This is a genomic window from Roseibium aggregatum (genome assembly GCF_017309185.1).
GTDB lineage: Bacteria > Pseudomonadota > Alphaproteobacteria > Rhizobiales > Stappiaceae > Roseibium > Roseibium aggregatum_B.
Genome location: NZ_JAEKJZ010000001.1, coordinates 337,060 through 350,023, shown reverse-complemented (window position 1 = coordinate 350,023; position 12,964 = coordinate 337,060). Strand labels below are relative to the sequence as shown.

Annotated in this window: 12 protein-coding genes; 4 read left to right on the top strand and 8 right to left on the bottom strand. The window is 61.4% G+C overall.

The features are described 5' to 3' along the window. Positions 1-139: 139 nt before the first annotated feature. A complete protein-coding gene (locus JF539_RS01605; protein ID WP_207138522.1) occupies positions 140-838 on the bottom strand; it encodes a type 1 glutamine amidotransferase in 699 nt (232 codons plus the stop codon). A gap of 140 nt (positions 839-978) precedes the next feature. Here JF539_RS01605 and JF539_RS01600 point away from each other — a divergent pair, with 140 nt between their 5' ends. Beyond that, positions 979-1,893 (top strand): DMT family transporter, encoded by a 915-nt coding sequence (locus JF539_RS01600; protein ID WP_207138520.1) that lies wholly within the window; start codon positions 979-981, stop codon positions 1,891-1,893. 33 nt (positions 1,894-1,926) lie between these two features. On the opposite strand, the gene JF539_RS01595 is transcribed toward JF539_RS01600, so the two are convergent. Both JF539_RS01595 and JF539_RS01590 read right to left on the bottom strand, forming a co-directional pair. Further along, a complete protein-coding gene (locus tag JF539_RS01595) occupies positions 1,927-2,820 on the bottom strand; it encodes a LysR substrate-binding domain-containing protein (RefSeq protein ID WP_207138518.1) in 894 nt (297 codons plus the stop codon). Positions 2,821-2,923: 103 nt separating this feature from the next. Continuing rightward, complete coding sequence (locus tag JF539_RS01590) at positions 2,924-3,799, bottom strand: LysR substrate-binding domain-containing protein (protein ID WP_207138516.1); 876 nt, start codon at positions 3,797-3,799, stop codon at positions 2,924-2,926. A gap of 266 nt (positions 3,800-4,065) precedes the next feature. On the opposite strand from JF539_RS01590, the gene JF539_RS01585 reads away from it, so the two are divergent. Beyond that, a complete protein-coding gene (locus tag JF539_RS01585) occupies positions 4,066-4,386 on the top strand; it encodes a DUF1127 domain-containing protein (protein WP_207138514.1) in 321 nt (106 codons plus the stop codon). Between the two features lie 142 nt (positions 4,387-4,528). Here the strand turns inward: JF539_RS01585 and JF539_RS01580 are convergent, their stop codons facing one another. The 3 genes from JF539_RS01580 to JF539_RS01570 all read right to left on the bottom strand — a co-directional run bounded on the left by JF539_RS01580 (position 4,529) and on the right by JF539_RS01570 (position 7,837). Next, on the bottom strand, positions 4,529-5,320 hold the full coding sequence (locus JF539_RS01580; protein ID WP_207138512.1) for a hypothetical protein: 792 nt from the start codon (positions 5,318-5,320) through the stop codon (positions 4,529-4,531). 227 nt (positions 5,321-5,547) lie between these two features. Next, entirely contained in the window at positions 5,548-6,921 is a 1,374-nt protein-coding gene (locus tag JF539_RS01575; RefSeq protein ID WP_207138510.1) for a glutamate--cysteine ligase, read from the bottom strand. A 157-nt stretch (positions 6,922-7,078) separates the two neighbouring features. Next, positions 7,079-7,837, bottom strand: a complete 759-nt coding sequence (locus tag JF539_RS01570) for a 16S rRNA (uracil(1498)-N(3))-methyltransferase (RefSeq protein ID WP_207138508.1) — start codon at positions 7,835-7,837, stop codon at positions 7,079-7,081. Between the two features lie 407 nt (positions 7,838-8,244). Here JF539_RS01570 and xseA point away from each other — a divergent pair, with 407 nt between their 5' ends. Together xseA and JF539_RS01560 are read left to right on the top strand one after the other, a co-directional pair. After that, complete coding sequence (gene xseA, locus JF539_RS01565; RefSeq protein WP_207138498.1) at positions 8,245-9,813, top strand: exodeoxyribonuclease VII large subunit; 1,569 nt, start codon at positions 8,245-8,247, stop codon at positions 9,811-9,813. Between the two features lie 276 nt (positions 9,814-10,089). Continuing rightward, entirely contained in the window at positions 10,090-10,638 is a 549-nt protein-coding gene (locus tag JF539_RS01560; RefSeq protein ID WP_207138497.1) for a DUF805 domain-containing protein, read from the top strand. Between the two features lie 249 nt (positions 10,639-10,887). Here JF539_RS01560 and JF539_RS01555 read toward each other — a convergent pair whose 3' ends face one another. Together JF539_RS01555 and JF539_RS01550 are read right to left on the bottom strand one after the other, a co-directional pair. Further along, on the bottom strand, positions 10,888-12,258 hold the full coding sequence (locus tag JF539_RS01555) for a TRAP transporter large permease (RefSeq protein WP_207138495.1): 1,371 nt from the start codon (positions 12,256-12,258) through the stop codon (positions 10,888-10,890). Beyond that, complete coding sequence (locus tag JF539_RS01550; protein ID WP_207138493.1) at positions 12,255-12,902, bottom strand: TRAP transporter small permease subunit; 648 nt, start codon at positions 12,900-12,902, stop codon at positions 12,255-12,257. The genes JF539_RS01555 and JF539_RS01550 overlap by 4 nt, the downstream gene beginning before the upstream one ends. Positions 12,903-12,964: the final 62 nt, after the last annotated feature.

Sequence of the window (12,964 nt, the reverse complement as noted above, 5' to 3'; positions counted from 1 at the left end):
GGAAGCGATCCTCACGGGGTACTGGATCCCGGTCTTGACGCTTCGCGTCAAACCGGGACGACAACCTCAAGCATGATTGAAAAGGCCCGGCCAGGGCATGATCCTTGTGTTCTCGACTTAGGGAACCTGCCCTCTTTCGCTACAGCAGCGACAGCCAGGCCCGGCTGAGGGCTGTGCCGGTTGCGTCCGCCTCGGAGGCGTGGCGTGCGGCTTCGGTTTCAAAACGGGTGTCCCAGTCCGGGGTGTGCACGCGGATATCGTCCGGAAAGGTTTCGCTCCACCGGCGCACATCCTCCAGTCCCGTCTCGAAGTGGAACTGGATCGCATAGGTCGCGCGGCCCAGGCGAAAGGCCTGGACCGGCGTCATGTCGCTTTGCGCCAGATGCACCGCGCCCTCGGGCAGGGTGACCGTGTCCGAGTGCCAGTGAAACAGCGGCGCACCATCCTCAAGCGTTGCGAGGACCGGGTCCGACCTGCCTTCCTCCGTGGGCACCACGGCCTGCCATCCGAACTCGACAGGCCGGCCGAGAACGTTGCCTCCGCCGAAGGCACGGGCAATCAGCTGGCTCCCGAGGCAGATGCCTAGAACGGGCCTGTCCAGACGGTGGAACGCCCGGATCAAGGCGCAGACCTCGGGCAGAAAGGGGTAGTCGTCGTCGGCAAGCGCGTCCTGCGCGCCGCCCAGGACAACAAGACCACGGTACGCGCCGGCCGCCTCGGGAACCGCTTCGCCCTGCCACGCCGATACGGTATGCCACCGGAAACCGTCCGCCGCCGCAACCCGTCCCATCAGCCCGAGGTCCGTGCCGCGGTAGTTCTCGATCACGAGAAAATCCATGTCCCGTAGACCCCTTCTCAATCCCATCCGCGCAAAATCAGCTATTCAATACCCTGATAGGAATATCAAAAACAATCATTTGCGTTGAAGTTTGCAGAGGCGCAAATTGGCAGGCGTTTCCACCCTTCCGGATGTTGTTCATGAGCGTCGCCACGCCTTCCCTCCGCAGCCAGACCGGCGGAGCCGCCGCCGATTTCGGGCTCTACGCGGTTACCGTCTTTGCCTGGGGTTTCAGCTGGATCGCCATGAAAGGGCAGATCGCGACGGTCGCGCCGGAGGTGTCCGTCTTCTGGCGTTTCGTTCTGGCCGCCGCGATCATGATGGTATGGGTGAAGATCCGGGGCGACAGAATGGCCTTTCCGCTCAAGGACCATTTTCGCTTCGCCGGCCTCGGTGTGCTGATGTTCTCGACCAATTTCACGCTGTTCTATTACGGTGCGGCCAGCCTTCCCTCCGGCCTGCTCGCGGTGATCTTTTCGACCGCTTCCGTTTTCAACCTGGGTCTGGGTTTCCTGTTTTTCGGTCAGCGTCCGAACCCGCTCGCCCTCACGGCGGGCCTTCTCGGCTTTTGCGGCGTCGGTCTCATGTTCTGGCCGAAACTGGCCGGCGCGGATTTCAACGCCGAAGCCTTTTTGGGACTGGCCCTCTGCGTCGGCGGCACCCTGTCCTTTTGCACCGGCAACATGCTGTCGGCACAGGCCCAGCGTCAGGGCATTTCCGTGATGCCCGCCACGGCCTGGGGCATGCTCTACGGGACAGGCTTTATCGGACTTGTCTCCGCGCTCAGAGGCCAGAGTTTCGCCCCCGAATTATCGGTGACCTATCTTGGCAGCCTAGTGTATCTGGCGCTGGTTGCCTCCGTCATCGCCTTCGCGTCCTACCTGACGCTGCTCGGCCGTATCGGCGCTGCCGGCGCGGGCTACGTCACCGTTCTGTTTCCCGTCGTCGCCCTGACCGTGTCGACGCTTTTCGAAGGCTACCAGTGGACCCTGACGGCCGCGGCGGGACTGGCCCTCGTCATCGCCGGCAACATCCTTATGATCCGGTCCCGCTGAACCGGGCCCCGTTTTCGCGCCTTACTCCGGCGCCTATTCGGCGGCAAGCTGGCTGGGAGCCCCGGGGCCTACGTTTCCGATCGCCGCGATCAGATGATTGCAAAGGGTGTCGTGCATGGCCTCGCGGGCCGTATCCGCCCTCAGCAGTGCAATGTCGCAATAAGGCAGCGCCGGGAACCCGTCCTTCTCGTCCAGAATGCGCATGCCGTCGCGGATCGCGCTTTCCGGGAAAACCGTCACCGCCAGACCGGCCTGCACCGCTCCTACGAGCGCGGCCGCGCTGGAGCTCGTGTAGGACACGCGGTATTGCCGTCCGGCCCTGTCGAGCGCTTCCATGGACAGACGTCGCCAGCTGCAGGTCGACGGCCCGAGCGCCAGCCGCACCACATCTTCGGTGTGGGCGGAATGCTGGGACGAGGTCACCCAGTAAAGCGGCTCGCGGCGAATGATCTCGCCGCGCAGGTCAACGCTATCGCCCGAAGTCGTGATGGCGACATCCAATGCCTTGTCCCGGATCGCCTCGGTCAGTTTCGCACTCGAGGAACATTCGACCTGAACTTCAATCGACGGGTTCAGCCTGTTGAAGGCCGCCAGAACCTGGGGCAGCAAACGATCCGCATAGTCGTCGGGAACGCCGAGCTTCACGTGACCGACTTCCTTGCGGCCGTTGAAGGCGGACAGCGTCTCGTCGTTCAGAAGGATCATCCGCCGGGCATATTCCACCAGCCGCTGGCCGTCTTCGGTCAGTCTGGACTGGCGTCCGTCCTTTATGAAGATCGGCTGACCGACGCGTTCCTCGAGCCGGCGCATCTGCATGGATACGGCGGACTGGGTCTTGTGCACCGCCTCGCCTGCCTTGGTGAAACTCCCAAGCTCCGCGATTGCCAAAAAGGTCCGAAGCTGGTCGATATCCAGAGCGTGGTTCATGCTGGATCCTCAAAAGAAGAGCGTCGTACCCGAAAGGCGATATGAGATTCGAATTAATCAACTGATAATATATCAAGAATAATTAGGATTCAACGTAATCACATTATTCGGCTGCCTGCGGAACAGAGAGATTGTCGAGCGAAGACACGATGTGTTCGACAAGCGCCTCCGTAACCCTGGAGTTCTTCTGCCAGGACCGCATGATTCCGATTTCGCATTCCGGCAGCCTCGGAAAGCCGTCGGCTTCGGTCAGAACCCGCATTCCGGAGCGGAGCGCCGATTCCGGCAGCACCGAAATGGCGAGCCCGGCAAGCACGGCGGCGCCGACCGCGGTCGAGTTCCAGCTGGAGTAAAGCAGCCGGTGTTCGCGGCCCTGCTCTTCAAGGACGCTTATGGCCGCCTTGCGCCAGTCGCAGGTCGCCCGGCCGAGCGCCAGAGGCAACGGCGTTTCGTTTTCCACCGCGTGGCGGGCCGAGGCAACCCAGAGAAGCGGCTCCCGGCGGACGAGTTCAACCTGCTTGCGCCCCTTCCTCTGCACGTGGGTGATGATGGCGACATCGAGTTCGCCGTCCGCGATCATGTCGGCCAGATTGGGGGTCGGCGCACAGACCACGCTCACTTCCGCCTTGGGGTTGGACCTTGAAAACCGCGCCAGGATCTCGGGCAGGAACCGGTCGGCATAGTCATCCGGTGTGCCGAGCCTGACCAGACCGGCGAGTTCGGTGTCGTCGAAGGCCGCCAGGGTCTCGTCGTTGAGTTGGACCAGCCGGCGTGCGTAATGCAGCAGCCGCTCGCCGTGCTCGGTCAGCCGGGACTGGCGCCCGACCCGCGTGAACAGCGGCTTGCCAATCCGTTCTTCCAGCCGGCGCATCTGCATCGAAACGGCGGATTGGGTCTTGTGAACGTTCTCCGCGGCTTTCGTGAAACTGCCGCTTTCCGCAATCGCCACAAAGGTTCGAAGCTGGTCAAGATCGAGCATAGCCGCCTCATTAATAAGGGTTTTCCATGATTGATACGGCTCCCATCAAACTGTGAAATGTTTAAGGCGAACCGACCCATCCTGCTCTCCGCTGGACGAGAGACAAATATAATATCACAAAAAACGATTATTCAGATCACAAACATTCGTTGGAATTATATTTGAGAAGCCTCCATCTAGGAGGTGTTCCAGAAACAAGGACAGCCAGCATTGGCGCGGGACAGGCTGCCGGAAATCCCTCCGGCCGCTCACAGGAGTTTTTTGCCATGACACACACCACTAGCACCCCCTTCTTCGCTCTCTTCGGGCAGATGGCTGCCCGTGCATGGCGCGTGTTCAAGCACCGCCGCCAGTTCGCCGAGCTTCGGAACTGGACCGACGAACAGCTCGACGATATCGGGCTGACCCGGGCCCAGGTTCGCCGAGCGCTGGACCTGCCGTTTTACACGGATCCGACGTCGCGCATGGCCTCTGCTCCGGCGCTGGGTCAGTCGCTCGCCTTGACCGCGGCCAACAGCCCCCGGAAGACCACGCGTCTGAAAACGGTGAAACCGCGCTCGGACGAAAGCGGACCGCTGGCCGCCTGACTTTCCCTGGAACGATGGGAATCCACCGGTGAGCGCTCGGTTGGACGCGCACTGGTATTGCAGCCCCTGTCGGCAACGCCTTGCTGACACACTTGACCCGCCTCCCGGCGGGTCTTTTTTTGGGATGCGGACTCTCCGGCCTTCAGGAATTGCGAAGATCCCTGGCCGCCTTTTCGAAGAAACTGTCGAAGGCCTTGAACTGGTTGGATTGAAAATCCCGGCCGGCCGCCATCCAGCCGGAGACCATTTCGTCGAATTCGGAGCCGCCGTCCTGAGGCAGGGGCTCCGTTTCCGCGCCTGTCATTTCCGCCTCTTCGATGTCCGGATCCGGCTCTTCGAGTTCCGTTTCCGGCGTTCCGGTGTCCCCGCTGGCGGATCTCATGGGCTGCAGGAAGGCACCCCAAAAGGACTGCATGGCCTCGGCATAGCCCTGAAGGTAGTCGACAGGCGTCGGCTGCGGCTTGGGCCTTCCCCTGGCAAACCCTCTGAGATAGGCATCCAGGAGATTGCGCGCTTCGCCATGGACGAACGGCCGGGCAATCTGTCCCATCGCGAGCGTTGCCGCGACCGGCATCATTTCGCGGATCGCGTCGCTTTGCAGGCCGGTGAGACCGGATATTTGCCCCGCAAGCGCTCGTTGCACGGATTCAGGGCCGAAGAAGGGTGTCAGCGCGGTTTCCGAAGAGCTTTGCACAAACCCGGGAAAGCCGCCGAACGGCAGGTCAAAACCAGATGCCGAGGAGGAGGCCGGCTTCATGAAACCGGTAAAGTCGGGAGCCGCGCCGCCGAAGTAATCGAACCCCTTGAATGCAGCAGGCATGAGCTGCTCCATAACCCGGCTCAGATCCTCGTTTGACCAGCCAAACCGCTCATGGACATCCTTCGTCAGAGAAAAGATGTCGAATGGAGGTGCTGCCGCGTCGCTGCCACTCATCGCGCTGCTCCAGTAAAAGTGTACCGCAAGACCTTGAGAAACAAGACCAAGCCACGTGATACCCTTGTCCAGAGTGGCCTTTTGAAGGCGTCAGGTCAATTCGTGAGAGCAATTATCGGACACGTTCGCCCACAAATCGCTTCAAGAAGCGGGACGAAATGTCAGTTGGGTCAACACGCGGCGTGCACCCGGTTTTAATTCCGGGAAATCGAACGCCGCACGGGGCATTAGTAGGCGTAGTCGCGAAAGACCTGGGAGAGGTCACCCTTCCAGGATCCGTTGTAGCGCTGAAGAAGCACATCGGCGGGGCACATGCCCGACGCCAGTCCTTCTTCAACCGGCGCAAGATGGACCCGTTCGTCGAGATCGCCATCGCTCAGACGGTTGCGCCGCTTGAGGCCTTCCTGCGACAGGGCGAGAACCTCCTTGGCCACGTCCAGCACCGTACGATCCCGGAACGGTGTCTGCAGCGCGGATTTCGGAACCTCACGGCGCAATGCCGCCCGTTCTTCCCGTGTCCAGTCCCTGACCAGTTCCCAGGCCTGGTCCAGGACGCCCTGATCGTAGAGCAGCCCGACCCAGAGAGCCGGCAATGCGCAGATCCGCCGCCAGGGACCGCCGTCCGCGCCGCGCATCTCGATATATTTCTTCAGCCGCACATCCGGGAACAACGTGCCCAGATGGTTGTTCCAGTCGCCGTGATTGGGCTTGGCATCCGGCACCTTGCCTTCGAGAGCACCGTTCATGAACTGACGGAACGTTGTGCCGGTCACATCGTAGTAGGTGTCGCCGCGCTTGATGAAATACATCGGCACGTCCAGCGCCCAGTCGACGTAGGCCTCGAAGCCGAAACCGTCGTCGAAGGCAAAGGGCATGTCGCCCGTGCGGTCCGCGTCGGTGTCCGTCCAGATCTGCGCCCGGAAGGACTTGAACCCGTTCGGCTTGCCCTCCGTGAAGGGGGAGTTCGCGAAAATAGCGGTGGCGATCGGTTGCAGCGCAAGTCCGACCCGCATCTTGCGGACCATGTCGGCTTCGGAGGAAAAGTCGAGGTTCACCTGGATGGTCGCCGTACGGTACATCATGTCGAGCCCCAGGGAACCGACCTTGGGCATGTAGTTGGTCATGATGTCGTAACGCGATTTCGGCATGCGCGGCATGTCGGCGCGCGACCAGGTCGGCGTCATGCCAATGCCGAGAAAGCCCACACCGAGCGGATCCGCCACCTCACGGACATGGGCCAGGTGCTGATTGGCCTCCCGGCAGGTTTCGTGGAGGTTCTCAAGCGGTGCGCCGGAGAGTTCGAATTGTCCGCCGGGCTCGATGGAAATCGCGCCGCCGCCATGATCGTCCGCCAGCCCGATGATATTTCCGGCATCCTCGATCCGCTCCCAGCCGAGAAGCTTCTCCATGCCGTTCAGGACCGCCTGGATGCCGTTGCCGCCCTCGTAAGGGATCGGGCACAGTTTCTTTTCACAAAAGAGGAATTTCTCGTGCTCCGTGCCGATCCGGAACCGGCTTTCCGGCTTACAGCCCCCTTCGAGCGTCGCGGCGAGGTCCGCAATTGTTTCAATCGGTGTTGAATCGACCGTATCGCGGGCCATGAATCCGTCCCAGAAAAATTTCTTATATCAGACTTTAGAGCCAGCGAGATTTAGGAGTCTTGAAGGCAGAATGCAAGCGGCATTGGCAGGGCCCGCCGGTCTGCACCGTTCACGGCCGCTTGATTGACTGCCTTTCGGCGCACCCTTGTCCGGCGATTTACTTCCAATCGCCGATGGTTGCCTGGACGACCGCAAGTGCCGCCACCGCCGCCGTATCCGCCCTCAGAATACGGGGGCCGAGCGGAATGGCCGTGACAAAATCCAGGCTACGCAGATGTTCCCTCTCTTCATCGGAGAACCCGCCTTCCGGGCCGATCAGCACGGCGATCGGCTGCACGCCGGATTCCTTGATCTGCGCCAGGGTCAAAAGGGGATTGTTCGTCCCCTCCGCCTCGTCGCAAAACAGGAGCCGGCGTCCAGGCTGGGCTTCGGGCCAGACCGCCAGAACATCCTTCAGGGGCTGCGGCGCCAGCACTTCCGGAATCGAAAGCACGCCGCATTGCTCGGCGGCCTCGATCACATTGGCTTCCATCCGCTCCAGATTGACCCGGCTCGCCTGGGTGTGTTGCGTCATGACCGGCTTGAGGCTGCCCGCTCCCATCTCGACGGCCTTTTGCACCATGTAGTCGAGACGGGCATGCTTTAGCGGCGCGAACATATACATCAGATCGTTGCGCTCGGTCTGCTCGCGTGTGCGGTCTATCAGCTGCAGCGCGCAGTCCCTGCGGCCGTTCGTGGCAATCTTGGCAAGCCATTCGCCGTCGCTGCCGTTGAAAACCAGCACATAGTCGCCATCCTTGAGGCGCAGAACGTTCTGGAGATAATTCGCCTGACCCCGGTCCGTTTCGATCCGGGCGCCATCGGCGAGAATGTGACGCAAAAACAGTCGCTGCATTTTAAACTCATATTTGCCCATGGACTTCTGGGTACGGCCTCTTAAAGTTGTGCTCTCAGGCGTCATTCGGGCACAGAAAAGCAAGGAAATGCCTCCTGAGCTGTGCTTTCGCATAGGTCAAAGGCTTTGACGCGGCTTTTCAACGCCCGACTGGTGTCCTCTGGATCGTTCAGGGAAAGACTGTCTCCTGCGTTGTGAAAGCTTGAAAACAGTCCTTTCCTGAGCGACCAGAACGGACAATCTTATGGGGCGTTCCCCTTCCTAGCTATGTGCGCGATTGTGAGTGTTTCAAGGCGGAGAACACCGGTCTTACCATCCTTTTTCCCAACACGCCTGTTTCCATCGCCGGCCGGTGCAATAACTTTCTCCGGCCGCTTGACCCTGCCGCGCTTTCCCGACAGGTTTTCGGAAGTCAGAAGGAATCATTCGTGTCCGATAACGCCTCGAACGTCGCCGAATTCTCCGTCTCCGAGATCTCGTTTTCCATCAAGCGTACGATGGAAGACGCATTCGGGTATGTGCGGGTGCGCGGAGAACTAGGACGGATTTCGAGGCCCGGTTCCGGACATATCTATCTGGACCTGAAGGACGACCGGGCCGTGCTGTCCGGCGTGATCTGGCGCGGCGTGGCCTCGAAGCTGAAGATCCAGCCCGAGCAGGGGCTGGAGGTGATCGCCACCGGCAAGATCACTACCTTTCCCGGTCAGTCCAAATACCAGATGGTGATTGACGCGCTGGAGCCGGCAGGCGCCGGCGCCCTGATGGCGCTTCTCGAGGAACGCAAGAAAAAGCTCGCAGCGGAAGGGCTGTTCGCGGAAGAGCGCAAGCGGCCCCTGCCCTCTTTGCCGAAGGTGATCGGCGTGGTCACCTCGCCGACCGGGGCCGTCATTCGGGACATTCTTCATCGCATCGCCGATCGTTTTCCCTTGCATGTGCTGGTCTGGCCGGTGCGGGTCCAGGGCGAGACCTGCGGCGCTGAAGTCGCCAACGGCATCCGGGGCTTCAACGCGCTTGATCCGAACGGCCCGATTCCGAGGCCAGACCTTCTGATCGTCGCGCGCGGCGGCGGCAGCATCGAGGATCTCTGGGGGTTCAACGAGGAAGCCGTCGTGCGCGCCGCCGCAGACAGCCGGATTCCCCTGATTTCCGCGGTCGGCCACGAAACCGACTGGACCCTGATCGACCTGGCCGCCGATGTCCGCGCGCCTACGCCAACCGGGGCGGCCGAAATCGCCGTGCCTGTCAGGGCCGAACTGATGGCGATGGTCGACGACCGGGCCCGGCGGCTGAACTCTGGCCTTGTCCGCTATGTCACCTCGCGGCGCACGGAACTGCGGGCGGCGGGTGCTGCCTTGCCTGCCCCACGCGACCTGCTCGCGCTTCCCCGGCAGCGTTTCGACACGGCCGCGACCAGCCTGGAACGCGGGCTGATCGTCAACACCCGGCATCACCGGTCCGCCTTCCAGAACGCTTCCGCACGGCTCTCGCCGATCCTGCTCACCCGTCTGAGTTCGAAGGCGCGCCAGGACCTCGCCCTGACCGGCGACCGGCAACAGCGTGCGCTCAAAGTCGCAGTGGCTCAAAAGCGGCAATCCTTCGAGGCCGTTTCCACGAGACTGACGCCAGCCCGGCTCTCGCAGCAGACCGTGTTGGGCCAGGAGCGTCTTGCCGGATTTTCCGACCGCCTGAAGCGGGCTTTTCTTGCGCGCGTGTCCCAGGACAAGGCACGGCTTGACGGCCTGCAGAAACTCCTGAAATCCCTGTCCTACAAGGACGTACTGGCACGCGGTTATGCGGTGGTGCGCGACGACACCGGCCAGCCGGTGCGTTCCGTGGCCTCGGTGCCGGCCGGAGCCGCGCTGTCCATAGAGCTCTCCGACGGCTCCGTCGATGCGGTCGCCACCGGCGATGGCGGCCCTTCGAAGAGCGCAAAGCCGAAAGCGAAGAAGGCCGCTTCGGGCAAAACCGCGCCGGCGAGCCAGGGCTCGTTGTTCTGACAGGCTGTTCCGCTCTGCGGCCGTGACGGCGTTTCAGCCGATGTGACGTGCCGCTTCGTTCGGAAACATCCGGTGTATATGGGTACCGACGCAGACCTTTCAGCGCCCTTTCTCGGATCGCCTCCAGGATGTTTCTTTTCCTTTGCGTCTGATTGCACACTCTCGTCATTTCTCTTCATGCAATTTTTACCACGTCCCTTACGGCAATCTTAAGCTTGCTTTTCTAGTCTTTTCTCAGGTTTAGACATTTGGTCTTCTTCGAGGAGGCACTTGGCAATGCAGCGAAAACAATTCGGCAAGAGGGGCGAAACGTCGGCCTCTTCGGGATGGGGACATCCTCAGGCGGCCGTCGCCAGCTACCCGGCCGCGATGCCGGTCTCCTCAGGCGCGGCAGTTTCCGGCAGCGAATCCTCAGTTTTCGGTTCTCTCGCCGGGGCGATCTTCTCGGCCTTCGATTTTACCGGACGCACGGGTCTGCTGGGCTATTGGGTCCAGGGTCTGGCCTATCTGCTGTTCATGGCGGTCATGGGTGTCGCCTTCGTTGTCTGGTGCGGCACATTGGGCCTGGAGAACCTGCAGAGCCCCGAGGAATTCGAACAGGCCATGGACCAGCCCGCCTTCTATGCGTTTGCCTTGGTCTATGTCATCGGCAGCGTGTACCGCTGGGCGCTCGAAGCGCGCAGAATGCATGACCGAGGTGTGTCCGCCTTCTGGATCTTCGCCTGGTTCATCCCGATCGCCGGCGCCTTCATCTTCCTCTGGCAATGGTTCAAGAACTGCTTCGTTCCGGGCGATGTCGGGCGCAACCAGTTCGACCAGATTTGAGCCGAACAAGCCAAAGTCTTCCAATCCTGACAACTTGAGCACTCTGCGCTAGTGATTTGTCCTTCGGTCCGGACGAAGTGACAATCGGAGGAGTTTCGGGATGGACAGGGTCACCGGCGGCTGCCTGTGCGGCGATGTCCGCTTCGAAGGGTAGACCTTCCACAAACCAAAAGCGCCGTTGAAGACGAACTTCAACGGCGCTTTCTCGCTTTGTTGCGAACCGATCGGCGCTTCGACCGACAGAACCCTCTACCCCATCATCTCCGGCAGGATCGTGATGATGGACGGGAAGGCCAGCAGGCCGGCGATGGTCAGCACGTCCGCGATGAAAAACGGAACGCAGCCGCGAAAGACTTCCTGAACCGGAATATCCGGACGCACGCCGGAGACCACGAAGCAGTTGAGGCCGATGGGTGGCGTGATCAGACAGAGCTCGGCCATCTTCACCACCAGGATGCCGAACCAGATCGCGCAGGCCTCGCCGGACATGCCGAACGTGCTGTCGGCCGCCGAAACCCCTTCGCCGCCATTGAGCGCGATCACAGCCGGATAAACGACCGGAAGCGTCAGGATCAGCATGCCGATGGCATCCATGAACATGCCGAGGACGGCATAGGCGAGCAGGATGCAGACCATCACCAGCCAGGGCGAGAATTCCAGCGCGACGATGAAGTCCTTGAAGGCGTCCGGCAGACCGGCGAAGCCCAGGAAGCGCACATAGACCAGAACGCCCCAGATCAGGGTGAAGATCATCACCGTGAGCTTGGCCGTCTCATGCAGGGCCTGGCCGAGTTGCTTGAACCTCATGCCCTTGATGAAGGCCACGACCAAAACAACGAACGCGCCGAGAGAGCCCGCTTCGGTCGGTGTCGCGAGCCCGAAGAAGAAGGAACAGAAGATGATCCCGACGACCGCAATGATCGGCAAAGTTCCCGGCACGCTCTCGATGCGCTCTGCCCATGTAAAGCCCTTGATCGGCGGCGCGTCGCCGCGCCAGGCGGAGACGCCGATGATGATGGCCACATAAATCAGCGCGGAGAAAATCCCGGGCAGGAACCCGGCGATCAGAAGCTTGCCGACGGACTGTTCCACCAGAATGGCATAGATCACCAGGATCGCGGAAGGTGGGATCAGGGACGCCAACGTCCCGCCGGCGGCCACCACAGCAGCCGACAGACGCTTGGAATACCCGGCTGCAAGCATTTCCGGAATGGCCACACGGGCAAAGACCGCCGCTGTCGCGACGGACGCGCCCGAGACGGCCGCAAAGCCGGCCGTGGAAAACACCGTGCCCACCGCCATGCCGCCGGGCAACCAGCCGAGCCAACGTTTCGAGGCCTCGAACAGCTGCTTGGTGAAGCCTGCGTAGAAGGCGAGAAAACCGATCAGAATGAAGGTCGGCAGCACCGAGAGCGAATAGGTGACGGATTTGGAATGCGGAATGGTGCCCGCCATTTTCAGGGCAACGAAAAACCCGCGCTCGAAGCCCATTTTCATGGAGAAATGGACGATCAGGCCCACAAGTCCGGTAAAGGCGGCGGCGAAGGCCACGCGCACGCCGAAGATGACGAGAACGAGCAGGACGCCCGTCATAAGGAGACCAACTTCAAACGGCGTCATTTGGAGCCTCCTTCGTTTGTTTCATCATCGCCAAACGCCTCTTCGATCTCATGCCTGGCGTGCTCTTCCACATCTTCGATAACGGGGACCGCAATCGCCTCGCGCGTCGGGTCCGCAACAAGGCGGGCATAGCCGTAGGCCTGCATGAGCAGACGCAGAAAAAGAAGGCTGAGCGCGACCGGAATCACCAGCTTGGACGGCCAGGTCGGCAGACGGATGTCCATGGTGCTGTCGCCGATGCCCCAGGAGCGGCCAAAGTGGTACCAGGAGCCCCAGATCAACAGCGCAACCGTGAACGCGATCACGATGACACCAAGCATTTCCAAAAGGTAGAGCGTGCGGCCGGACAGCTTGCCGAGCACGATTTCCATCCGGATGTGACCTCCGACCCTCTGGCAATAGGCAACACCCGCGAAGGCGAAGATCGCCATCGCCTGTTCGGTGATATCGATGAAGCCCGGTACGGGAAGATTCAGGAACAGCCGTCCAAAGACCTGGACAACCGCCAGCAGCATCAAGGCCAGAATGGAGAAGGCGGCAATCAGGTTGAAGGCGTTCTCGACATGGGCGAGCCAGCCATCGAAGCGAATATAGGTAACCGGCCGTTCCGTTCCGGAACGCGAACCGGGATCGATTGTCATCATGGTATTGAGCCCCGAACGAGGGTCCCTGGCGCACCGTTCGACGGGCGCCAGGGAGCGGGAAG